Origin of the sequence: Bacteroides pyogenes, assembly GCF_014196225.1 — a bacterium.
In the GTDB taxonomy this organism is placed as follows: domain Bacteria; phylum Bacteroidota; class Bacteroidia; order Bacteroidales; family Bacteroidaceae; genus Bacteroides; species Bacteroides pyogenes_A.
Genome location: NZ_JACIDI010000012.1, coordinates 66,180 through 89,748 on the forward strand (window position 1 = coordinate 66,180; position 23,569 = coordinate 89,748).

The 23,569-nt window shown below is 50.6% G+C and carries 14 protein-coding genes; 8 read left to right on the plus strand and 6 right to left on the minus strand.

The window, feature by feature from the left end; translation table 11 throughout:
* Positions 1 to 60: 60 nt before the first annotated feature.
* Positions 61 to 1,716, minus strand: coding sequence for a B12-binding domain-containing radical SAM protein (locus GGR07_RS09255; RefSeq protein ID WP_034543838.1), 1,656 nt, complete (start codon positions 1,714 to 1,716; stop codon positions 61 to 63).
* A gap of 97 nt (positions 1,717 to 1,813) precedes the next feature.
* Between GGR07_RS09255 and GGR07_RS09260 the strand changes: the two genes are divergently transcribed.
* A complete protein-coding gene (locus GGR07_RS09260) occupies positions 1,814 to 2,659 on the plus strand; it encodes a mechanosensitive ion channel family protein (protein WP_021646513.1) in 846 nt (281 codons plus the stop codon).
* A gap of 291 nt (positions 2,660 to 2,950) precedes the next feature.
* On the opposite strand, the gene GGR07_RS09265 is transcribed toward GGR07_RS09260, so the two are convergent.
* Together GGR07_RS09265 and rlmD are read right to left on the minus strand one after the other, a co-directional pair.
* Complete coding sequence (locus GGR07_RS09265) at positions 2,951 to 3,874, minus strand: RluA family pseudouridine synthase (protein WP_034543851.1); 924 nt, start codon at positions 3,872 to 3,874, stop codon at positions 2,951 to 2,953.
* Positions 3,875 to 3,936: 62 nt separating this feature from the next.
* A complete protein-coding gene (gene rlmD, locus GGR07_RS09270) occupies positions 3,937 to 5,355 on the minus strand; it encodes a 23S rRNA (uracil(1939)-C(5))-methyltransferase RlmD (RefSeq protein WP_122056579.1) in 1,419 nt (472 codons plus the stop codon).
* A 198-nt stretch (positions 5,356 to 5,553) separates the two neighbouring features.
* Between rlmD and ppdK the strand changes: the two genes are divergently transcribed.
* The 3 genes from ppdK to GGR07_RS09285 all read left to right on the plus strand — a co-directional run bounded on the left by ppdK (position 5,554) and on the right by GGR07_RS09285 (position 10,470).
* Positions 5,554 to 8,274 carry a pyruvate, phosphate dikinase gene (ppdK, locus tag GGR07_RS09275; protein WP_122056580.1) on the plus strand — a complete coding sequence of 907 codons (2,721 nt, stop codon included), beginning with the start codon at positions 5,554 to 5,556 and terminating at the stop codon, positions 8,272 to 8,274.
* A 678-nt stretch (positions 8,275 to 8,952) separates the two neighbouring features.
* Positions 8,953 to 9,477 carry an outer membrane beta-barrel protein gene (locus tag GGR07_RS09280; RefSeq protein ID WP_021646505.1) on the plus strand — a complete coding sequence of 175 codons (525 nt, stop codon included), beginning with the start codon at positions 8,953 to 8,955 and terminating at the stop codon, positions 9,475 to 9,477.
* A gap of 279 nt (positions 9,478 to 9,756) precedes the next feature.
* Entirely contained in the window at positions 9,757 to 10,470 is a 714-nt protein-coding gene (locus GGR07_RS09285) for a porin family protein (protein WP_021646504.1), read from the plus strand.
* Positions 10,471 to 11,425: 955 nt separating this feature from the next.
* On the opposite strand, the gene GGR07_RS09290 is transcribed toward GGR07_RS09285, so the two are convergent.
* The 3 genes from GGR07_RS09290 to GGR07_RS09300 all read right to left on the minus strand — a co-directional run bounded on the left by GGR07_RS09290 (position 11,426) and on the right by GGR07_RS09300 (position 13,307).
* Positions 11,426 to 12,034, minus strand: coding sequence for a thiamine phosphate synthase (locus GGR07_RS09290; RefSeq protein WP_021646502.1), 609 nt, complete (start codon positions 12,032 to 12,034; stop codon positions 11,426 to 11,428).
* Positions 12,035 to 12,096: 62 nt separating this feature from the next.
* A complete protein-coding gene (locus tag GGR07_RS09295; RefSeq protein WP_034543853.1) occupies positions 12,097 to 12,789 on the minus strand; it encodes a HesA/MoeB/ThiF family protein in 693 nt (230 codons plus the stop codon).
* 80 nt (positions 12,790 to 12,869) lie between these two features.
* On the minus strand, positions 12,870 to 13,307 hold the full coding sequence (locus GGR07_RS09300; RefSeq protein ID WP_147298145.1) for a hypothetical protein: 438 nt from the start codon (positions 13,305 to 13,307) through the stop codon (positions 12,870 to 12,872).
* 403 nt (positions 13,308 to 13,710) lie between these two features.
* Here GGR07_RS09300 and GGR07_RS09305 point away from each other — a divergent pair, with 403 nt between their 5' ends.
* The 4 genes from GGR07_RS09305 to galB all read left to right on the plus strand — a co-directional run bounded on the left by GGR07_RS09305 (position 13,711) and on the right by galB (position 23,310).
* Positions 13,711 to 16,299, plus strand: a complete 2,589-nt coding sequence (locus GGR07_RS09305; RefSeq protein ID WP_256680580.1) for a beta-mannosidase — start codon at positions 13,711 to 13,713, stop codon at positions 16,297 to 16,299.
* A gap of 74 nt (positions 16,300 to 16,373) precedes the next feature.
* Positions 16,374 to 18,698 carry a glycoside hydrolase family 20 protein gene (locus GGR07_RS09310; protein WP_122056583.1) on the plus strand — a complete coding sequence of 775 codons (2,325 nt, stop codon included), beginning with the start codon at positions 16,374 to 16,376 and terminating at the stop codon, positions 18,696 to 18,698.
* Positions 18,698 to 20,773: a glycoside hydrolase family 20 protein gene (locus GGR07_RS09315; protein WP_034543844.1), complete on the plus strand. Its 2,076-nt coding sequence runs from the start codon at positions 18,698 to 18,700 to the stop codon at positions 20,771 to 20,773. Before GGR07_RS09310 ends, GGR07_RS09315 begins: the two co-directional genes overlap by 1 nt.
* 14 nt (positions 20,774 to 20,787) lie before the next feature.
* Positions 20,788 to 23,310, plus strand: coding sequence for a beta-galactosidase GalB (gene galB / locus GGR07_RS09320; RefSeq protein WP_021646495.1), 2,523 nt, complete (start codon positions 20,788 to 20,790; stop codon positions 23,308 to 23,310).
* Positions 23,311 to 23,569: the final 259 nt, after the last annotated feature.

The following is a 23,569-nucleotide window of genomic DNA, read 5'->3' on the forward strand; positions in this document are numbered from 1 at the left end:
TGTACTATATACAAAATAAGTCCCGTTTGCGGGAGACAGACATATCAATATGAATTGTTTTTACATGCAGTCGGAACCGGAGAGCCATTCGCCCCTGAATGAAGGCGTTGACTTCTGGATCTCCGATTCGAAGCCGAACCAATATCCGTGTCCTTCCTCGTCGACGGGCAGGAAACAGAGGCGGAGGTTTCCGTGATACGAACCGTAAACCGTATTCCACTGCGGGGGCGGAACCTGATGTTTCGTCTTCACTTTCTCGGCAGGAGCTTTTTTGAGCGACATGCCCGCTTCTATCCATGCAATGCTGACTTGGGTGAGATAAGACGGATAATGTTTTTTGCAGAAATCGTAAAGAATCAGTCCGCGCCGTTCGAGGCTCAACGGGCTGTCTATCACGTCGGTTTCGACCAGATGCCGTAGCAGGTCGTGCAGGAACGGTTCGTTTTCCGTAATCAGCAGGCGAGTGATGCTTCTCCATATGGGAGCGTTGTAAAATCCGTCCAACAGCCGCGACAGGTGATGGGCCGTTTGCAGCTCTTCGATGGTGATTTCGCGGGTTTGCAGCACTTCGTATGGTGGGAGAGGAGAGTATTGTATGCCGAGTTCGCCGGCTCTTCTGCGCATCTCGGTGCCGGGAAGAAGCTTGAGAGACTCCAGCTGGATTTCTCCCGCGCCGTATCCCGCCAGCGTGCGGACGTCTTCGAATATTTCCGATAGCCGGTAAAGCGGCAGGCCGGCAATGAGGTCGGCATGTGTTTCCATATTCTTCAGCGAGCACAGATAACGGAGTCCTGCCAGCGCATCGTCGAGTTTTCCCATGCGCCGGCTTTGTTGCAGCACGGGTTCGCGCAGGCTTTGAATGCCCGTCTCCAGATGCAGCAGTCCCGGAGGAGCGGCCGCGAGATATTGCTTTAACTCTTCCGACAGCAGGGCGGGATGAATCTCCAAGTGGAAACACATGTCCGGAAATTCGCCGAACAGGCCCAGCAGGGCTTTGGCCCTTTGGTGGTTGTAGTTGAACGTGCGGTCGAGTACGCGCACATTCTTTATGCCGTGCCGATGAATGACTTGCAGGCGTTTGCGCACATCTTCGACGGGAAGCGTGCGCACGGGTTTTTCTCCGCCGCTCACGCAGAAAGCGCAGGTGTTGAAACAGCCGCGCGTGGTTTCTAACTGAACGAAAGGCTTGTCCCAGTTGAAAAAACGGCTTTCTTCGGGAGCGGTCAGTCCGGCGAAGTTCGCCACACGTGCCAGACCGTTGTCGTGATACTCGTTCTGCTCGTCGAGATAGCAGAAGCCCGTTATTTCCTTCCACTCCTTGCTGCACCGGTCCCAAAGCCGCAACCAACGGGGAACCGATTCTTCGCCCTCTCCGCGGAAAACTCCGGTGACAAACCTGTTCTTGCGGAGAAACTCTTCGTTATCGCCCAGAAACTCGGGACCTCCGAGCACGATCCGGCAATGCGGCAGCAATGCTTTGACACGTGAGGTGATGTGCAGCAGCTGCTCGTGATTGAACAGCCAGTTGGTGGCGGCAAGAATGTCGGGGCGGTGGCGGCAAACCTGCTGCACCACACTGCCGGTACTTTCGTTGATCGTAGCCGATACGGCGCACCATTCCACAGATGTGTCGCAGGCTATTTGCGCGTGAATGGCAGGCAATGCTAATGAGGAATGAGCGTACGAACTGTTTAAATCGAGCCAAAGAAGTTTCATGCGGGTGTTAATTGTGCGGCAAAAGTACGAAAAAAAACGTGTCCTTGCTTTATAACATAATCTGAAAAATGTTATCTTTGCGATAAATAGGCCGAACATGGAAGGATCTGATAAAATTGAAAACATTCTCAATTTCTCTATTTTGAAATTGGGAGAAGGGTTCGATCTCAATGTATTATCGGTGATTGAGATTGTGCTTGTGATTGTGATAGCCTTTTTCCTGCTGCTCATGATCAAAAAAGGTATTTATGGAGTTTCTCGTCTGGACTTGGGCAAGAAATATGCTCTTTATAACCTGATCCGCTATGTGATTACGATTATCGCTTTCTGCTTTTTACTGGAGATTTTCGGATTCAATATTAAGATATTGCTGGCAGGCTCGGCAGCTTTGCTGGTGGGCGTCGGTCTGGGTTTGCAGAATTTGTTCAGCGACTTCGTTTCGGGCATTATCTTATTGGTCGATTCGTCGGTGAAGGTAGGAGACGTGATAGAGGTCAACGGATTGGTTTGTCAGGTGATAGCAATCAACTTGCGTACCACGCTTGTATTGACTCGCGACGACAAGTTTATATTGCTTCCCAATACGCAACTGACTAAAAACGAACTTATCAACTGGACGCATGCGACTTCTTCTTCCCGGTTCGACGTGACGGTGGGAGTAGATTACGATTCCGATATAGACCTTGTGACCCATATTATGCAGGAAATCTGCGAAAAAGAACCGGGAATACTTGATACGCCCAAACCTTTTGTTCGTTTTAACAACTTCGGCGAAAATGCTTTGCAGTTCTCTGTTTACTTTTGGTGTGCAAACATGTTCCGGGTGGAAAACACAAAGAGCGAAGTGCGGCGGAAGATATTGAAAGAGTTTCGTTTTCAAGGGATTAAGATTCCCTTTCCCCAGCGGGTGGTGCACATTCAGGAGAACGCTTCCGAAGATTGACCGCATCCGTATGCCGAAACGCGTTGGGCCGTTTTTACAAAACCATTATTCTCTGCCGATTGCTTTCGGCAGGTTCTGAAAGAGCAACGCTGTTCTTCTCTGGTCTCGCGGGCCCTGCACATTTCGTTGTCGGTAACCTGTCCCGAAAGCGGTGCGGTTTTTCTCTGGTCTTGCAGACCCTGCACATTTCGCTGTTCGGAACCTGTCCCGAAAGCAACGCCGTTCTTTTTTCTGTCCGCTGCTTTCGGCAAAGAACGGTATAAATTCTTCAGGACAAAGTTAAAGCGGTTTTTATTGCTTTTTCAAGAACAGCTTTTTGAAATCCGAAGGATAAGGTGTTTCAAACTCCATCAGATCTCCTGTTACGGGATGGTAAAAGCAGAGTTTGAAGGCATGGAGCGCCAGACGGGCGATGGGGTTGGGCACATCTTTTCCGCCATACCTCCCGTCGCCGATGACGGGATGTCCCAAATCTTGCATGTGCACGCGTATCTGATTCTTTCGCCCGGTTTCCAGATCGAGTTCCATCAGGGAGTACCCGTTGGCACGTTTGATTGTTTTGTAGTGGGTTATCGATTTGGCCCCTCCGTCATCGTATCGGCTGGAACTCACGTAAATAGTTTTGTCCGTGAGCCATGACACGATGGTGTCGTAATCTTTCTCCACTGTTCCCTCCACCACCGCTACATAACGGCGGTCGGTCACGATATCGTGCCAGTTGTCGCGCAGCGTGCGTTGAGTTTTTTCATCTTTGGCGAACATCATCAGTCCGGAAGTATCTCTGTCGAGGCGGTGAACAATATATACCCGGTACTGACGTCCCGAACGTTGCACATATTCGTTCAGTATGGTGTATGCCGTGCGCTCTTTCTTCCATTCGGTATTCACCGAAAGAAGTCCTTGCATCTTTTCGACGACAATAATATACCGATCCTCGTATACGATTTTCAGCAGCCTGTTGTGAAACTCTTTCTTCCCTTTTTCTTTGCTGATTTGCACTTTCATTCCCGGCTTCAGCGGAAAGTTGAATTGAGTCGTAATGACTTTGTCTACCAAAACCACCCGTTTGCTGAGTAATGATTTCAGTTTGGTGCGGCTGGCATCCGGCATTTTGGCGGCAAGGAACTCCATTAGCTCCATAGGTTCGCTTACCGAATAATCGGTATATTGGGCACGTGCTTTCTCAGCAGGGGTTCTTCTCGGTCTTTTCTTCATTCTTTTATTCTTTGAGGCAGTATATTCTTTTTCTTTCGATGGGTGTGCAAGGCTTTTACGCATTAACGCAATTCCAGCAAAACGACATTCTCTACGTGGTGGGTGTGCGGGAACATATCCACCGGTTGCACGGCCGTTACCTTATACTTCCCGTCGAGCAACTGCAAGTCGCGCGCTTGTGTAGCGGGGTTGCAGCTTACGTAAACAATTCGCTTCGGTTCGGCAAACAGGATAACGTCGATCACATCCTGATGCATGCCGGCACGCGGAGGATCTGTAATGATGACGTCCGGCCTTCCGTGCTCGTTGATGAAATCTTGCGTCAGTATGTCTTTCATGTCTCCGGCATAGAACAAAGCGTTTTCTATTCCGTTGATTTCGGCGTTGACCTTGGCGTCTTCAATCGCTTCGGGCACATATTCGATACCGATGACCTGTCGTGCCCGACGAGACACGAAATTGGCAATCGTACCCGTTCCGGTATACAGGTCGTACACCAGTTCGTTTCCGGTCAGTCCGGCAAAGTCTCTCGCCACCTTATATAAAGTGTATGCCTGTTCGGAATTTGTCTGGTAGAATGACTTCGGCCCGACTTTGAAACGGAGTCCTTCCATTTCCTCGAAGATATGGTCGTTTCCTTTATACACGTGCACGTCGAGATCGTTGATGGTGTCGTTGCACTTATTATTTATAATGTATAATAGCGAGCTGATTTCCGGAAACGAATCGGCCACGAACTGCAACAGTCGGTTGAAAAGCTCCATTTCATGCTCCTCCGTGATCTTGCAAATCACAATCACCATCAGTTCACCTGTTGAAGAGGTGCGTACGATCATGTTGCGCAACATTCCTTCCTGCGTGCGCAGGTTGATGAACGAATAGTCGTGCTCGTAGGCATAATCGCGTATGGCGTTGCGTATCCGGTTGGAAATGTCATCCTGCAACCAGCACTTTTCGATGGCAAGCACCTTGTCGAACGCGCCGGGAATGTGGAAGCCTACGGCATTCATCTGTTCATATTTCACATCCTGACGGACTTCTTCTGTAGTCAGCCAGCGTTTGTTGGAAAACGTGAATTCCAGCTTATTTCGATAGAACTCGGTTTTTTCGGAACCCAGAATGGGTGAAATTTCCGGAAGATCGATTTTTCCTATCCGCCGCAAGTTGTCTTCCACCTGCTTCTGTTTGTATCTGATTTGTTCGGAGTAAGGCAGCACTTGCCACTTGCATCCGCCGCATACTCCGTAATGTTGGCAGAAAGGAACGGCCCGGTTGGGGGAATACTCATGAAACTTCACCGCCTCGGCTTCGGCATATTTGTTTTTTTTACGCTTGATTTGCAAGTCTACCACATCGCCCGGCACCACATAGGGAACAAAAATCACCAGATCATTCACTTTCGCGATGGCTTTCCCTTCGGCTGCCACATCTAAAATTGTAACCTTCTCCAATAAGGGAAGCTCTTTTTTCTTTCTTGCCACTTTTATACCAGTCTAAATAATTCGGTCGCAAAATTAGATATTTTTCCGGAAATATTTCGTGTATTTACAAATATTCGGAATTGTAAAGTCGAAATTGCATTTTGCAAGAAAGTTTTTAATGGAAAAGTTTTATGGTTTGCGAAATATACTTAGATTTGCGACCGAAAGAAAACATAGCGAAACTTTAAACACAATATTATGGACAAAAAAAGAGTTTATACCTTTGGTAACGGTCAGGCGGAAGGAAGAGCCGACATGAAAAACCTTCTGGGAGGTAAAGGCGCTAACCTTGCCGAAATGAATCTTATCGGAATTCCTGTGCCTCCGGGATTCACAATAACTACTGATGTATGTACGGAATACAACAAGTTGGGACGCGATAAAGTGGTGGAACTGCTGAAAGACGAAGTAGTAAAAGCCATTGCCCACCTTGAAGTGCTGATGAAATCGAAATTCGGCGACATAGACAACCCCTTGTTGGTTTCGGTTCGTTCGGGAGCCCGCGCATCCATGCCGGGAATGATGGATACCATTCTCAATCTCGGTTTGAATGACGAAGTGGTGGAGGGAATCGTGCGCAAGACGAACAATCCTCGTTTCGCATGGGATTCGTACCGTCGCTTTGTGCAGATGTACGGAGATGTGGTGTTGGGTATGAAACCGACGAACAAGGAAGACATCGATCCGTTCGAAGCGATTATCGAAGAGGTGAAAGAAGCGAAAGGCGTGAAGCTCGACAATGAGCTGGCTGTAGAAGACCTGAAAGAATTGGTGACTAAATTCAAAGCTGCCGTAAAAGCCCGGACAGGAAAAGACTTCCCGACTTGCGCGTACGAACAACTTTGGGGGGCTATCTGCGCCGTATTCGATTCATGGATGAACGAACGAGCCATCCTGTATCGCAAAATGGAAGGAATACCCGATGAATGGGGTACTGCTGTTAATGTACAGGCAATGGTGTTCGGCAATATGGGCGATACTTCGGCTACGGGCGTGTGTTTCTCTCGTGACGCCGGTACGGGCGAAAACCTTTTCAACGGCGAATACCTGATTAACGCGCAGGGTGAAGACGTAGTGGCAGGTATCCGCACACCGCAACAGATTACAAAGATAGGTTCGCAACGTTGGGCCGAGTTGGCAGGAGTGACAGAGGAGCTGCGTGCCGTAAAATTCCCGTCGATGGAAGAGGCCATGCCGGAAATATATAAAGAATTGGATGCTTTGCAGACCAAGCTGGAGAACCATTATAAAGATATGCAGGATATGGAGTTTACCGTACAGGAAGGAAAGCTCTGGTTCTTGCAGACACGTAACGGCAAGCGTACAGGCGCGGCCATGGTGAAAATTGCGATGGACTTGCTGCGCGAGGGTATGATTGATGAAAAGACCGCTTTGCTCCGTGTAGAACCCAACAAATTGGACGAATTGCTTCATCCCGTATTCGATAAAGATGCTTTGAAACAAGCCAAAGTTTTGACCCGTGGTTTGCCGGCCTCTCCGGGCGCCGCTTCCGGACAGATCGTGTTCTTTGCTGAAGATGCTGCCGAATGGGATGCCGCAGGAAAGAAAGTCGTGATGGTTCGTATTGAAACTTCTCCTGAGGACTTGGCAGGTATGGCTGTGGCACAAGGTATTCTTACGGCTCGCGGCGGTATGACTTCGCATGCGGCTGTGGTTGCCCGCGGTATGGGAAAATGCTGTGTGTCGGGCGCCGGCGCATTGAATATCGACTATAAGGCACGTACGGTAGAAGTGGATGGCATCGTTCTGAAAGAAGGCGATTATATCTCTTTGAACGGAAGTACGGGAGAAGTGTATAAGGGACAAGTGCAAACGAAAGCGGCCGAACTTTCAGGCGATTTTTCCGACTTGATGAAACTGGCCGACAAATATACCCGCTTACAAGTGCGTACAAATGCCGATACCCCTCACGATGCTGCCGTAGCTCGTAACTTCGGTGCTGTGGGAATCGGTCTTTGCCGCACGGAACATATGTTCTTCGAAGGAGAAAAGATTAAGGCGATGCGAGAAATGATTTTGTCGGAAAACTCCGAAGGGCGTCGTAAAGCACTGGCAAAGATACTTCCTTACCAGCAGGCAGACTTCAAAGGAATTTTCAAGGCCATGGCGGGATTCCCGGTTACGGTGCGTCTGCTCGACCCTCCTTTGCATGAGTTCGTTCCGCACGATATGAAGGGGCAACAGGAGATGGCCGATACAATGGGCGTAAGCCTGCAATATATCCAGCAAAGGGTAGAATCGCTGTGTGAACATAACCCGATGTTGGGTCACCGTGGTTGCCGTTTGGGAAATACGTACCCCGAAATTACCCAGATGCAGACGCGCGCTATTCTGGGCGCAGCTTTGGAATTGAAGAAAGAAGGAGTGGAAACGCATCCTGAAATCATGGTTCCACTCACAGGTATTCTGTATGAGTTTAAAGAACAGGAGAAAGTCATCCGCGAAGAGGCTGAAGAACTGTTTGCCGAAATGGGTGACAGAATCGATTTCAAGGTAGGTACGATGATCGAGATTCCGCGTGCAGCTTTGACTGCCGACCGAATCGCTTCTTCCGCCGAGTTCTTCTCATTCGGAACGAACGACTTGACGCAGATGACTTTCGGTTATTCCCGCGATGACATCGCCTCTTTCTTGCCGGTTTATCTGGAAAAGAAAATTTTGAAGGTAGACCCGTTCCAGGTACTCGATCAGAAAGGCGTAGGCCAACTTGTAAGTATGGCTACTGAGAAAGGACGCGCCATTCGCCCAGATCTTAAGTGCGGAATCTGTGGAGAGCATGGCGGTGAACCTTCATCCGTGAAATTCTGCCACAGGGTCGGATTGAACTACGTAAGCTGTTCTCCGTTCAGAGTTCCTATTGCACGGTTAGCGGCGGCGCAGGCAGCGATCGAGGAATAAATGTCGGTAGAGGACGGTTTGATTATCACTACGCATTTTACGATGCAGCTGCAATCGGATCATAAATGCCGGACAGAGAGCATTCGAGGAATACGTTCGGATTGATAGAGTCGGGACGAAGACCCTGTAAGGCGGAAACCTGATTCCATAGAATCCCCTTATTTCTCCTTTCCTATTCATGGAACAAGACTGAAATGAGGGGATTTCTTTTGTCATAACGGTGGATGGTCCGATCCCTACATGTTGTAAATAGCTGAGATAGAGGGAGTTTTTTTAATGATAACAGAGGTCGGTCGGCCTGCTGCATTCAACAAGAAGGTAAAATAGGAGGATTTCTTTTTTTTATAACAACGCAAAATCGGCATCCTTCGCTTAATATAGAGCTGGAATAATAGAGTTTTTTTCTTTTGTAACAACGTAAAAACCGATAGCTTTTGCTTGAGTAGGATTGAAATAGAATATTCTTTATTCTGCCATGGCGGCAAGTCGTACGACCGTTTGGCTTGTTTTTTTTTCATTCGAAAAAGGTTGTTTAGAACAATGCCGTCCTTTTGCCGATTTCAAACAAATCAACTTATTTGTTGTTGTTTTCGATAAATGTGCATACTTTTGTCGCTTGTAAAATGAAATATAGCCGGATGTGATACATCCGTATTGTTTAACTAAAACTGAAAATGTATGAAAAAGATTCTAATTTTATTCTTTATGGTTGCTGCTGCCTTATCGGTAAAAGCACAGGTCTATGTCGGCGGAACGACTTCGTTGTGGCACAATGACGATGCCGATGAAACGTATTATGCGATTGCTCCCGAAATCGGTTACAACCTGAACAATGAATGGACTGTCGGCGCAGCGTTCGGTTTTGCACGTCGCAGTTGGGATAAAGAGGATTTGTCGCTCTATCGGCGGACTGCGTTCTTTGCTCCCTACGTCCGTTACTCTTTCTATGAAAATAAGGTGGTCCGCCTTTTTGTAGACGGGACGATCGGTTTGTCGTCGACAAAAGTGAAACACCATGATTCCGAAGGCGGTTTTGAATTGGGCTTCAAACCGGGAATTGCCATCAATCTGAACAAGCGTTTCAGCCTGGTTGCCAAATGCGGATTTTTGGGGTATAGAGACGATTACGCCTACGGTATGGACGGCTATGGGTTCTCGTTGAGCGGTGAAGATTTGGCGTTCGGTGTTTACTACACATTCTAACCGGAGAGCGATAGACATCATTATAAATAAATCAAGGGAATTTCTTTAAATAGGGAATTCCCTTTTTTTATGTACAATTCCTATTTTTTAAAGATTTCTTGATGAAAAATTTGTTCCGTTCGGAGAACGATGATACATTTGCCGAGTATAATAAAAAAGGTTGCTCCGGAAGCCGAAGTAAATAGAGTTTACCTCTTCCATAGTCTATTTACGGCGGGATAAAGATATAAAAACAGTCTTTTCGGGCCTCCTTATCTATAAATTAAAACTTTTAAAAATATGAAGAAGAGTATTTTGTTTGTTCTGTTTGCAATGTTTTCGGTTGCAGGTTTCTCTCAGTTTAACGGCTGGAATGCCAAAGTCGGCATGAACCTGAGCACTTGGACTCAAGATGAGGTGGACACCAAACTTGGTTTCAGAGCCGGTGTGGGAACAGAATATATGTTCAGCAATATTTTGTCATTGCAGCCTTCTTTGTTCTTTTCGCTTAAAGGATGTAAGGCGGATAGCGAAGGTGAACTGGAGGATGTAAGGGGAAAAGCTAAGGTGACAGTGAATCAGATGTATCTGGAACTGCCCGTGATGCTGGCAGCCCGTTTCAATGTAGCTGACAAAACCAATCTGGTTGTTACGGCAGGTCCTTATGCGGGATACGGTATTGGCGGCAAAACGAAGATTGATCTGAGAGTGAATGACGAAAAGGCTAAAATGAAATTCAACTCTTTCGGCAAGGTTGATAAAGTAACCATCGAGCAAGGCGGTAAGACTCAGGACGTGCGTTTGAGCGAGCTTATCGGTAATTTCGGCGATATCGAACTTGATAAAAAGGATAACAAGTTCTTAAACCGTTTCGATTTTGGCTTGGGAGTCGGTCTTGCGCTGGAGTTCAATCGCTTCATTGTCGGCTTCGACGGACAATTCGGGTTGACGGAATTGGGTAATGAAGGACCTAAGAATCTGAATTATGCGGTTAGCGTAGGATATAAATTCTAAATAGAAAATTTCGGCAGGACTGATGCGGCGAGGCAAGTGTCTTAAAGCGTTTTTTGATGATTGAAATTCTTGCCGATTGAAAGTTCTTTAATATAAGTTCCCTTATTCCGGCTTTGCATCGTTGCAAACGAGAGTCGGAACAAGGGGATTCCCATTTTCCAATCGGCAAAGTATAAGTAAGATCTCTTTGTTTTTCTGTTCTCTATCCGGTCTTTCCTCTGCTTTTGGTTTTATTTCGCAAAGCGGGATTCTTTCCGGAGAGAGAGGTTCCTGAAGAGATACAAGTTTCACAGCGATTGTAAAAGTTGTTTTCCCTTTATAACCCAAGCATGGCCTGGGTAAGTAAAGAGTAACGGCGGACTTCCGTTGGGTGTTGTCTTCGTTATAGCACAAGGGTGACCTGGGTAAGTAAAGAGTAACGGCGGACTTCCGTTGGGTGTTGTCTTCGTTATAGCACAAGCATGACCTGGGTAAGTAAAGAGTAACAGCAGACTTCCGTTGGATGTTGTCTTCGTTATAACCCAAGCATGGCATGAGGAAGTAAAGAGTAGCGGCGGACTGCCGATTAACGTTTCGTGCGTTATAAGATAAGGTGGGGCGGAGCAACCGAAGTTTAAAGTTGAGAAAGCTGATGACTCCGCCATGCAGTAATGCTCCCGAAGGCAAGTTCATTTGAAAGACGCTTCGCAAAATACTGATGGCTCCGCCATGCAGTAATGCTCCCGAAGGCAAGTTCATTTGAAAGACGCTTCGCAAAATGTCGATGGCTCCGCCATGCAATAATGAAGCCGATGACAGATGCATTTGAAAGACGCTTCGTGAAATGTAGATGTTTCCGTCATGCGATAAGGGAGCGCGATGAGAGGAGCTTACAAATCTTGCGGCTGCCGAACTTCTTTTGCATTTTCCATCGGATGTTTTCTTTCGATAGAGGCTTGCAGAGCTGATTTTCCGCTTAGTCTGCCAAATCTTTGAGCCTTTTGAAATGGCGGATTATGGAGAGATAATCGAGGTCGGTGCAAGGGTCGAATTTGGTCCAGAGATCGCCCAGAACCGCAGCGCCTCCGAATCCGAAGTCTTTTATCTCCAGCAGATTGTCGGCAGTGACGCCTCCCAGAGCCATTACTTTCGAGTCGATAATCCTCTCCCGTTGCGCTTCCCGCAACTCTTCGGCTGTGTATGCCGAGCAGTAATTCTCTTTGGAGATGCTGTTGTAGATGGGGCTCATGAATACGTAGTCGTAGAAGTGCTTCTTGTTCTTCACCTCTTCTATGGAGTGGCACGAACAACTCACATGCCCGTCGTAGTCGTGAGGTTCGTCCGGATTGCGTTTGTTGAGGTGAATGCCCATCAGTCCGAACTCTTCCTTGAGGTAGAAATGCTCGTGTGTGACGATGCGCTTGCGGTATTTTTCGGGAATCAGTGTCAGCAAACGTTCCGAATACATGGCGGGAGTTTCGGGTTTCCGAAGGTGGAGAATGTCCAGTCCCTCTTCGAAAAGGGCGGTAAGGATCTGATCTTCTTCTACAAAGAAGGCCGGAGGGGTGACTACGATTAGTTTCATCTTTTCGGGTTGAATGATACTGTGCGGTAAAATTAATAATTAACCGTTCCGCAAACGAGTGTTTATAGTGAAAATTTGTTAGTTTCCAACGTGCGCAGGTCGATGCACCATAACTTGCCTGCCAGCACTTCGCCGAATCCGCAAATGATTTTCAGCGCCTCATTTGCTTCCGCACTTCCCACTATGGCGGGGGTGACTCCCATCACTCCTTTGAATGGGGAAGGCATGCGTCTCATCTCCTCTTCGTCGGGATAGAGGTCGCGGTAGCTCCGTTTCGCCTCTCCGTAATGAAACACCGAAACTTGCCCTTCGAACCCGCAAATGGCTCCGTACACGTACGGCTTTCCCTGTTTTTTGCAAACATCGTCTATGAGGTAGCGGGTGGCGAAGTTATCGCATCCGTCTACCACGATGTCGTATGGGCGGATCATCTCTTCGGCATTTTCTTGCGTAAGCCGCACGGGGTGGGGACGGAAAACCGATTCGCTGTTCAGTTGCGACAGCCGTTCGGCGGCACAGACCGCTTTCGGTTTTCCCTCATCGTGTTCCGTATAGAGAATCTGGCGTTGCAGATTGCTGATGCCCACCGTGTCGTCGTCTGCCAGTCCGATGGTTCCTACGCCCGCTCCCGCAAGATATAATGAGATGGGAGAGCCCAACCCTCCCACACCCACGATGAGCACTTTCGCTTTTCCGATTCTTTCTTGCCCCGCTTCTCCTATCTCGGGGAGGATGATTTGTCTGTCGTATCGCATAATTGTTCTGTTTTCCGCAGGGGGTGCGCTTATTCTGGCGCCGTCCCGTCCGGTGCGCAAATATAAGGAAATATCGTTCATCACCCAAATGAAGCATTGCTTAATGCCGGATGTATGCAGAGTCGGGAAGCCTGCCGGCAGTACCTCTTTTGTCGCTGCGACGGCCTCGTTTCACAGAGGCGGGGCTTGGCTTCATCAACGCCGGGTTTTTGGTTTTCCGGTGTAGGCTTGTTGTCCTGTCGCTGCTGCGGCTCCGTTTCACAGAGGCGGGGCTTGGCTTCATCAACGCCGGGTTTTTGGTTTTCCGGTGTAGGCTTGTTGTCCTGTCGCTGCTGCGGCTCCGTTTCACAGAGGCGGGGCTTGGCTTCATCAACGCCGGGTTTTTGGTTTTCCGGTGTAGGCTTGCTGTCTTGTCGCTGCGGCGGCTCTACGTTGTAAAACGTTTTGGGAGCTTCATCGCCACAGGACTTTCGACTGTCCGGAACAGAGCCTTTGTGCGGTCGAAACGGAGCTTCCATCCGGTCGGAACGAAGCTTTCGTTTCCTTGCGACAGAGTCTCTGTTTCACCACAGAGGAAGAAAGGAGACGCAGGCACGCTGTCCGCATCTTCGTGGCAGTGCGATGTTTTCGCTCGGCGGAGCAGGGGGTTGCCGTGCGACTGTGAACCGGAAAATACTCCGGCGGAACTTCTTTTGAGGCAGTTTCCGGTGTTAGTGCACTGAGATAAGCGGCCTCGCTTTTTTCGGATAATTAGTGAAATAGCCTTTAAATAAATAGAAAAAGCTTTTCTTTAATTCTGCTATTCGTCTTTATTTCAGACTTTTACATTTCAGAGACGTGTCGTGAATATCTGTTTGGAACTATGCCGGTATGGAGTTTTACTGAAAAAGTCTTATCTTTACTCCGAAAACTGTATATATTATGAAAAGGCTCTTCGGAATCATGTCTAAAACACTGTTTGGTCTCTTTTGTTGTACTATGATGCATGCGCAAAGCCGCGATGTTTTCGATGTCGTGCTTCTGAACACCGGCTGGGAGTTTTGCCGGTCGGGCACGGAGCAGTGGCGGCCTGCCGAAGTGCCGGGCACCGTTCATCAGGATTTGCTGCGCCACGGCTTGATCCCGAACCCGTTTTACGGTACCAACGAAGAGAAGATTCAGTGGGTGGAGAACGAAGACTGGGAGTACCGAACCGTGTTTGCCGTCAGCGGTGAGCAACTGGAGCGCGACGACGCCCGCTTGATTTTCGAAGGGTTGGACACGTATGCCGACGTATACCTCAACGGTTCGCTCGTCCTGCGGGCCGACAATATGTTCACCGCCTATTCCGCGGCGGTAAAGCCCGTACTTCGCGTCGGCGAGAACCGCCTTCACATCTGTTTCCGTTCGCCCATCCGCCAGACATTACCGCAGCATGAGTCCAACGGATTCAATTATCCCGCCGACAACGATCATCACGAGAAACACCTGAGCGTGTTTTCGCGAAAAGCTCCGTACAGCTACGGTTGGGACTGGGGCATCCGCATGGTCACCAGCGGCGTATGGCGTCCCGTCGCGCTCCGTTTCTACGATGTGGCCTCCATCAACGACTATCACGTGAAGCAACTTTCGCTGACAGACGAAAGGGCGGAACTATCCAACGATCTGGAAGTGGAAAACATTCTTCCCCATGCGGCGGATGCCGTCGTGGAGATTCGCTGTGCCTTGAACGGAGAAGAGATACGGGAAATACGCCGGGAGGTGAAGCTGCTTCCCGGAATCAATCGCATTGAAGTGCCTATGGAAATCCTTTCACCGGCGCGTTGGATGCCCAACGGTTGGGGCGATCCTGTCCTGTACGACTTTTCCGCCACGGTATCGTGCGGCGGAAAGGAAGTAGCCCGGCAGTCGCGCTGCATCGGGCTCCGTACCCTGCGGTTGGTCAATGAGAAAGACAAGCACGGAGAATCTTTCTATTTCGAAGTCAACGGCATCCCGATGTTCGCCAAAGGGGCGAACTACATTCCGCAGGACGCCATGCTGCCCGCCGTTACCGCCGAACGCTACCGCAACCTTTTCCGCGATATGAAGGAGGCCAACATGAATATGGTTCGCGTGTGGGGAGGAGGCGTGTATGAGGACGACCGCTTCTACGATCTGGCTGACGAGAACGGAATCCTCGTGTGGCAGGATTTCATGTTCGCCTGCACACCTTATCCTTCCGATCCGGCATTTCTGCAACGGGTGGAGGCGGAAGCCGAATACAACATACGCCGTTTGCGCAATCACCCGTCGCTGGCCATGTGGTGCGGCAACAATGAAATACTCGAAGCCTTGAAGTACTGGGGCTTTCAAAAGAAATATTCTCCGGAAACATACAAACTGATGTGGGACGGATACGATAAACTTTTCCGGGAACTGCTGCCCGAAAAGGTGAAGCAGCTCGATGCCGGGCGGTTTTATCTGCACAGCTCTCCCTATGCGGCCAACTGGGGACGCCCCGAATCGTGGGGAACAGGCGACAGCCACAATTGGGGCGTGTGGTACGGCAGGAAAGCTTTCGAATCGCTCGACACCGATTTGCCGCGTTTCATGAGCGAATTCGGCTTTCAATCGTTTCCCGAGATGAAAACCATCGCCGCTTTCGCTTCGCCCGACGACTATCATATCGAATCGGAGGTGATGAACGCCCACCAAAAAAGCAGTATCGGAAACGCGCTGATCCGTACCTATATGGAACGCGACTATGCGGTTCCGCATAAGTTCGAGGATTTTGTGTACGTGGGGCTGGTGTTGCAGGGCAGAGGCATCCGTCGCGGACTCGAAGCCCACCGCCGCAACCGTCCCTACTGCATGGGAACGCTGTATTGGCAACTCAACGACAGTTGGCCTGTCGTGTCGTGGTCGGGCATCGACTACTACGGTAATTGGAAAGCTTTGCACTATCAGGCGAAGCGGGCGTTCGAACCGGTGCTGGTGAATGCGCTCCAACAGAACGACAGCCTTTGCGTTTATCTCATATCCGACCGTTTGGAAAACCTGACGAACCTGACGCTGGAAATGGAAACCAAATCATTCGGAGGAAAGACCGTAGGCAGGAAAACAACGCTTCGCACTTTGCAGCTTCCCGCCAATACTTCCTTATGCGTGCACCGCACGAAACTTTCGGAATTGCTTCGCACTGAAGAGACGGCTTCGTCCTTCCTGCACATCCGCCTGAAGGATGCGGCGGGCAGGCAGCTTGCCGAAACGGTTCACTTCTTCCGGAAACCGAAAGAGCTGCAACTCCCTGCGGTAACGATCGACGTGCGGAGCAGCCGGACCGATGGGCAGTGCGAGCTCATCTTGTCGGCTTCCGAACTGGCAAAAGATGTGTTTATCGAAGTGCCCATACAGGGAGCCCGCTTCAGCGACAACTTCTTCGACCTCTTGCCGGGCGAGCGGAAAAAAGTAATCATCACTTCGCCCCGGATCAAGAAAGGGGAGAAGCTGCCCTTCGGCATCAGGCATCTTCGCCAAACGATGGATTGAAGTCGCGGCAGAGGAAGCCTTATTGAAAAGAAAACAATGAAATATTATATTTATTAACCACTAATTTTTATTTTATGAAACAACTCCTTAGACTAACCGGTTGCTTGGCCATTGCAGGTTTGGCAGTGTCTTGCCAGTCGGTACAAAAAGAGGCGGACTACCGCATCATTCCTTTGCCGCAAGAGATTGCGACCGCGCAGGGAAAGCCGTTCGTGCTGAAAAGCGGCGTGAAGATTCTTTATCCCGAAGGAAACGAAAAGATGCAACGCAATGCGGAGTTTCTGGCGGATTACCTGAAAGAAGCCACAGGCAAGAGCTTTTCGGTGGAAGCCGGAACGGAAGGAAAGCATGCAATCGTTCTGACTCTGGGCTTGGATACGGAGAATCCGGAAGCCTACCGGCTGAGCGTGGCGGAAAGCGGTATCACTGTGGCAGCTCCTACCGAAGCCGGAGTATTCTATGGCATCCAGTCGTTGCGCAAGTCTTTGCCTGTGGCGATGAATGCCGAAATCTCTTTGCCGGCGGTGGAAATCAACGACTATCCCCGTTTCAGCTATCGCGGGGCGCACTTCGATGTGGCGCGCCACTTCTTTACACTCGACGAGGTGAAGACGTATATCGACATGATGGCGCTGCACAACATGAACCGCCTGCACTGGCATCTCACCGAAGATCAGGGATGGCGTCTGGAAATAAAGAAATATCCCAAGCTGACAGAGATAGGCTCGGTTCGTAAAGAAACGATGGTGGGCAAGAACTTCGACAAATTCGACGGCAAGCCTCACGGCGGTTTTTATACGCAGGAAGAAGCGAAAGAAATCGTGAAGTATGCGGCCGAACGCTACATCACCGTTATTCCCGAAATCGACCTTCCGGGTCACATGCAGGCGGCACTGGCGGCTTATCCCGAATTAGGCTGTACCGGCGGTCCGTACGAAGTGTGGACGAAGTGGGGAGTATCCGACAATGTGCTTTGTGCGGGCAACGACCGTACGCTGGAGTTTATCGACGATGTGCTGACCGAGGTGATGGAGATTTTCCCTTCGGAATACATTCATGTGGGCGGCGACGAATGCCCGAAGACTCAATGGGAGAAATGCCCCAAATGCCAGGCGCGTATCAAAACTCTCGGCTTGAAGTCGGATAAAGAGCATACGAAGGAAGAGCGTCTGCAAAGTTTCGTTATCAATCACGCCGAAAAGTTCCTGAACGGGCACGGACGCCAGATTATAGGCTGGGACGAGATACTCGAAGGCGGGCTGGCTCCCAACGCCACGGTGATGTCATGGCGCGGAGAGGCAGGCGGTATCGAAGCTGCGAAGCAGCACCACGATGTCATCATGACGCCCAACACCTATTTGTATTTCGATTATTACCAGAGCAAAGACACCAAGAACGAGCCATTGGCTATCGGCGGTTATCTGCCTGTGGAAAGAGTGTACGGCTATGAACCGATGCCTTCTTCGCTCACTCCGGAACAGCAGAAATACATCAAAGGCGTGCAGGCTAACCTATGGACAGAGTACATTCCTACTTTCGAACACGCTCAATACATGGTATTGCCTCGTTGGGCGGCTTTGGCGGAGGTGCAGTGGACAATGCCCGATAAGAAGAATTACGAGGACTTCCTGTCACGTTTGCCCCGTTTGATCGAATGGTACGACGCGGAAGAATACAACTATGCCAAACATGTGTTCGACGTAAAGGCGGAGTTCACTCCGAATACCGAAGACGGAACCCTCGACGTGACATTGGTTACGGTCGATAACGCGCCCATCCATTATACGCTCGACGGCAGCGAACCCACCGCTTCCTCTCCCAAATACGAGGGAGTGCTGAAGTTGAAAGAAGACACCCGGCTGATGGCGGTTGCCATCCGTCCGACGGGCAACAGCCGTGCGGTTTCCGAAGAGTTTCATTTCAACAAAGCTTCGATGAAACCGATTGTAGCCAATCAGCCTGTCAACAAGCAGTATATGTTCAAAGGCGCTCCTTCGCTGGTCGACGGTTTGAGAGGCGGCGACAACTATAATACGGGACGCTGGATCGCTTTCCGCAACAACGATATGGACATGACTATCGACTTGCGTCAGCCCACAGAAATCTCAAGTGTTTCGATCGCTGCCTTTGCGGCGAAAGGCGATTGGGTGTTCGATGCCAGAGGACTTGCGGTGGAAGTTTCCGACGATGGTAAGAGCTTTACGAAGGTGGTCTCCGAAGAGTATCCGGCGATGAAGCAATCGGACAACGACGGCATATGCGAACATAAGCTGGCCTTTACGCCTGTCAAAACCCGGTTCGTGCGGGTGGTTGCCTTGTCCGAAAAGGCGATACCTTCCTGGCACGGCGGAAAAGGCAAGCCGGGATTCTTGTTTGTAGACGAAATTGTGATCGATTGATGGAAATAAAGAACAGATACGTTCAGGCTTATCTTTTCTTGTGGATAATGGGGATGTGCATGTATGCACATCCCTTAAAGTGTCAGTCTGTCATTCCCGCTCCTTTGAAGATGGAGCGGGGGATAGGCTCCTTTCCGCTTTCGGGCGGCGTAAGGCTTTACACCGGATTTGCGGAGGAAGATGCGGCATTGTTGAGAAACAGTCTGAAGGCATTGCCTGTGGACTGGAAGCAAGCGAGGAAGAACGGCGGACGGAATATCGTGTCGATTGAACCGGCGGAAGGAGATCCGTCGCTATCCTCGTCCGAGAGTTATACGCTTTCGGTTTCTCCGGAGCGGATAAAGATACGGGCGGCATCGGGAGTCGGCGCGTTCTATGCCGTTCAAACTCTTCTGCAACTGGCACAGCCTCTGCCGGAAGGCGGATACGTTGTTCCGTCGGTCGAAATAGAAGATGCTCCCCGCTTCGCTTACCGCGGATTTATGCTCGACGTGTCCCGCCACTTCTTCACGAAAGAGTTTGTGAAGAAGCAGATAGACGCTTTGGCGTTCTATAAGATCAACCGCCTGCATCTGCATCTGACGGATGCGGCAGGGTGGCGCATCGAAATAAAGAAGTATCCTTTGCTTACGGAACGGGCGGCTTGGCGCACGGAGGCTAACTGGAAAAAATGGTGGAACGGAGACCGAAGGTATGCCCGATTCGACGATCCCGGAGCTTACGGAGGCTTTTACACGCAGCAGGATATCCGTGAGATTGTGGAGTATGCGCGCCGTCATCACGTCACGGTGATTCCCGAAATAGAGATGCCGGGACATTCGGAAGAAGTGCTGGCTGTCTATCCGCAACTCTCCTGTGCGGGAGAACCTTATAAGAATGCCGACTTCTGTGTGGGCAATGAAGAGACTTTCACCTTTTTGGAGGATGTACTGAAGGAGGTCATGGAGCTTTTCCCATCCGAGTATATTCATGTCGGAGGCGACGAAGCGGGTAAGGCGGCATGGCGCACTTGTCCGAAATGCAGCCGGAGGATGGAGGAGGAGCACCTTTCGCATGTGGACGAATTGCAGAGCTATCTGATTCGGCGGATAGAGAATTTTCTGCATGCCAACGGACGCAAACTGCTGGGATGGGATGAGATTCTGGAAGGAGGTCTGGCTCCCCGCTCCACTGTGATGTCGTGGCGCGGAGAGAAAGGAGGCTTGGAGGCGGTTCGTGCGGGGCACGACGCTGTGATGACTCCCGGTGCTTATTGCTATTTCGACAGTTATCAGGACGCTCCATACTCGCAGCCTGAAGCTATCGGCGGATATCTTCCGTTGAAGAAGGTGTATGCCTACCGTCCCGTTCCCGACGACTTGCCTGCCGGACAGGCGCAGCGGATCAGGGGGGTGCAGGCTAACCTCTGGACGGAGTACATCGCTACGCCCGAACATGCCGAGTATATGATTTATCCGCGCATACTGGCATTGTCGGAGGTGGCATGGTCGGCTCCGGAGAACAGGGCGTGGGAAGATTTCCATAAGCGTGTCCCGAAGGCGGTGGCGCGTCTGAAGTCGAAAGGGTATCATCCTTTCGATCCGGCGGGTGAGGTCGGCAGCCGCCCGGAATCCGGAGAAGCGGTCGATCATCTGGCGCTTGGAAAGAAAGTGACTTACCATGCGCCTTACAGCACGGCGTATCCCGCACAGGGAGAGAGTGCCCTGACGGATGGCATTCGCGGCGATTGGACGTATGGAGACGGAGCGTGGCAGGGATTCATCTCACGCCACGGATTGGATGTGACCGTTGATCTGGGGAAGGAAACGGAGGTGCGCTCCATATCCGCCGACTTTATGCAGGTGGCCGGAGCGGAAGTATTCCTGCCTGAGGAGGTTTCTGTCTCAATCTCTTCGGATGGTTCGGTCTTCGTTCCGTTGCACGTGCAAAGGGATGAAACGGACAAGGAAAAAGCGATCGGGTTTCGTACCGTCGGTTGGGAAGGAACCGCCAAAGGAAGGTATGTGCGCTATACGGCGCGCCCCGGAAAGAAGTACGGCGGTTGGGTTTTTACGGATGAAATAGTAATCAAATAAGAAATACGGATGATATGAATACTTTAAGAATCAGGAATCTGATAGGATGTATCGCGCTCTCTTCTCTTTCTGTGCTTTCTGCGCAGGTGCGCACATCCTATACATTGGAGAAGGGATGGAGGTTTACGCGTGAGGACAACCGGGACTTTGTGAAGCCCGGTTACGACGATGCGCGCTGGCAACCGGTGAGCGTTCCTCACGATTGGGCCATTTACGGGCCGTTCGGTGTGAACAACGATAAGCAGAATGTGGCCATCGTTCAGGACGGTCAGAAGGAGGCGATGGAGCATGCCGGGCGTACGGGCGGACTGCCTTTCGTGGGCGTGGGCTGGTATCGTCTGGCGTTCGAGGCTCCCGCTTTCGCGGAAGGAAAGAGGGCGGTGCTGATGTTCGACGGCGCCATGAGTCATGCGCGCGTATATGTGAACGGACAGGAGGCGGGCTACTGGCCGTATGGCTACAACTCGTTCTGGCTGGATGTGACGCCTTACCTGAAAGAAGGGGCGGTGAACTCTTTGGCAGTGCGTCTGGAGAATCAGCCCGAATCTTCGCGCTGGTATCCCGGAGCGGGCCTGTACCGGAACGTTCGCCTGCTGGTGACGGAAGACGCGCATGTGCCCGTGTGGGGAACGCAGCTGACGACTCCCGTGGTAAATGAACGGTTTGCCAAGGTAAATCTGCGCACGAAATTGAATCTGCCTGAAGGCAAGGAAATATCTGCTTACCGCATTGTGACGGAACTGCGCGACAAGGCGGGGAAGACGGTGGCGACGGACGAGAAGCGGGGCAATCGGTTCGACGGCGCTCTCTTTGTTCAGGATTTTACGGTGGAGAACCCCGTGTTGTGGAGCCCCGATACGCCGGCGCTTTATACGGCGGTTTCGAAAGTCTACGAGGGGAATGTGCAGAAAGACGAATACACCACGGTGTTCGGCATCCGCTCCATCGAGATTGTTCCCGGAAAAGGTTTCTTCCTGAACGGGAAGAAAACGGTGTTCAAAGGCGTGTGCAACCATCACGACCTCGGTCCGTTGGGAGCTGCTGTGAACGATGCGGCCATCCGCCGGCAGGTTCGCATATTGAAAGACATGGGCTGCAATGCCATTCGCACGTCTCACAATATGCCTGCGCCGGAATTGGTAAAGGCATGCGATGAAATGGGAATGATGCTCATGCCGGAATCTTTTGACGAATGGAAAGCCAGAAAAGTGGAAAACGGCTATCATAAGATTTTCGACGAGTGGGCGGAAAAGGATTTGGTGAATCTGTTGCATCATTATCGCAACAATCCGAGCGTGGTGATGTGGTGTATCGGCAACGAAGTGCCCGATCAGTGGAACGGCGAGCGTGGCCCCAAACTTTCGCGCTTTCTGCAGGATATCTGTCACCGGGAAGATCCTACGCGCCCTGTGACACAAGGCATGGACGCTCCCGATGCCGTGGTCAACAATAATATGGCGGCGGTGATGGATGTGGCAGGGTTCAACTATCGCCCGCACAAGTATCGTGAAAACTACCGCAAGCTCCCGCAGCAAATCATTTTGGGCAGCGAAACGGCTTCGACGGTAAGCTCGCGCGGAGTATATAAATTCCCCGTCGCCCGCCGGTGGATGAAGAAATACGACGATCATCAGTCTTCTTCTTACGATGTGGAACATTGCTCATGGTCTAATCTTCCGGAAGACGACTTCATGCAACACGAGGATCTGCCGTATTGCATCGGTGAGTTCGTGTGGACGGGCTTCGACTATCTGGGAGAGCCTACTCCTTACTACAGCGACTGGCCCAGCCATTCGTCGCTCTTCGGTATCATCGACCTTGCAGGCTTGCCGAAGGACCGCTACTACCTCTACCGCAGCCATTGGAACAAAGAGAAGGAGACTTTGCACATTCTGCCTCACTGGAACTGGGAGGGGCGCGAAGGAGAGGTGACGCCTGTGTTTGTCTACACCAACTATCCTTCGGCGGAGCTGTTTATCAACGGAAAGAGTCAGGGCAAGCGTACCAAAGACCTGACGGTGACGCTTGAAAACAGCGCCGACTCGGTGTCGATGATGAATCTCAAGCGGCAAACGCGCTACCGGTTGATGTGGATGGATACGAAATACGAACCCGGAACCGTAAAGGTGGTGGCATACGACGGGCAGGGAAAAGCAGTGGCGGAGAAAGAACTTCGTACGGCAGGCAGGCCCCATCGTATCGAACTGACCGCCGACCGTTCGGTCATCAAAGCGGACGGTAAAGACCTTTCGTTCGTTACGGTGAAGGTGGTGGATAAAGACGGAAACCTCTGCCCGACGGCATCGCATTCCATCAGCTTTAAAGTGAAAGGAGCCGGCAGTTACCGTGCCGGGGCCAATGGCGACCCCACCTCTTTGGAGTCGTTCCAGCAACCGAGGATGAAGGTCTTCAACGGAATGATGACCGCCGTGGTTTCTTCCTCCGAGAAGGAAGGCGAGATAATATTGGAAGCCGCAGGAAAAGGACTGAAGAAAGGAACGGTGACCATCACCTCTCGTTCGGAAACTGCGGAATAATATCCCTCATGTTGCCGAACAACGAAGCGGGAACAAAAGAATCGAAACTCTTGCCGAGGAATAATATTCCTCATGTTGCCGAACAACCCGTACCGGGCGAACTACAAAAAGAAGGTAAATGAATGTCAAAAAGCACACCTTCTTAATTTTATTTTCAAAAGTTTGTAAGCCTCCGGTAAAGTACGTATTGCAAAATACAAAAAATTAGTCCCGACTGGGCACGATTCGTTCAGATTCGCCTCCGAGTCGGGACTAATAG

Bases quoted from the DNA above. Each gene is read 5' to 3' on its own strand.
- GGR07_RS09255 (WP_034543838.1), bottom strand. From the start codon at position 1,716: ATGAAACTTCTTTGGCTCGATTTAAACAGTTCGTACGCTCATTCCTCA.
- GGR07_RS09260 (WP_021646513.1), top strand. From the start codon at position 1,814: ATGGAAGGATCTGATAAAATTGAAAACATTCTCAATTTCTCTATTTTG.
- GGR07_RS09265 (WP_034543851.1), bottom strand. From the start codon at position 3,874: ATGAAGAAAAGACCGAGAAGAACCCCTGCTGAGAAAGCACGTGCCCAA.
- ppdK (WP_122056580.1), top strand. From the start codon at position 5,554: ATGGACAAAAAAAGAGTTTATACCTTTGGTAACGGTCAGGCGGAAGGA.
- GGR07_RS09280 (WP_021646505.1), top strand. From the start codon at position 8,953: ATGAAAAAGATTCTAATTTTATTCTTTATGGTTGCTGCTGCCTTATCG.
- GGR07_RS09285 (WP_021646504.1), top strand. From the start codon at position 9,757: ATGAAGAAGAGTATTTTGTTTGTTCTGTTTGCAATGTTTTCGGTTGCA.
- GGR07_RS09290 (WP_021646502.1), bottom strand. From the start codon at position 12,034: ATGAAACTAATCGTAGTCACCCCTCCGGCCTTCTTTGTAGAAGAAGAT.
- GGR07_RS09295 (WP_034543853.1), bottom strand. From the start codon at position 12,789: ATGCGATACGACAGACAAATCATCCTCCCCGAGATAGGAGAAGCGGGG.
- GGR07_RS09300 (WP_147298145.1), bottom strand. From the start codon at position 13,307: ATGGAAGCTCCGTTTCGACCGCACAAAGGCTCTGTTCCGGACAGTCGA.
- GGR07_RS09305 (WP_256680580.1), top strand. From the start codon at position 13,711: ATGAAAAGGCTCTTCGGAATCATGTCTAAAACACTGTTTGGTCTCTTT.
- GGR07_RS09310 (WP_122056583.1), top strand. From the start codon at position 16,374: ATGAAACAACTCCTTAGACTAACCGGTTGCTTGGCCATTGCAGGTTTG.
- GGR07_RS09315 (WP_034543844.1), top strand. From the start codon at position 18,698: ATGGAAATAAAGAACAGATACGTTCAGGCTTATCTTTTCTTGTGGATA.
- galB (WP_021646495.1), top strand. From the start codon at position 20,788: ATGAATACTTTAAGAATCAGGAATCTGATAGGATGTATCGCGCTCTCT.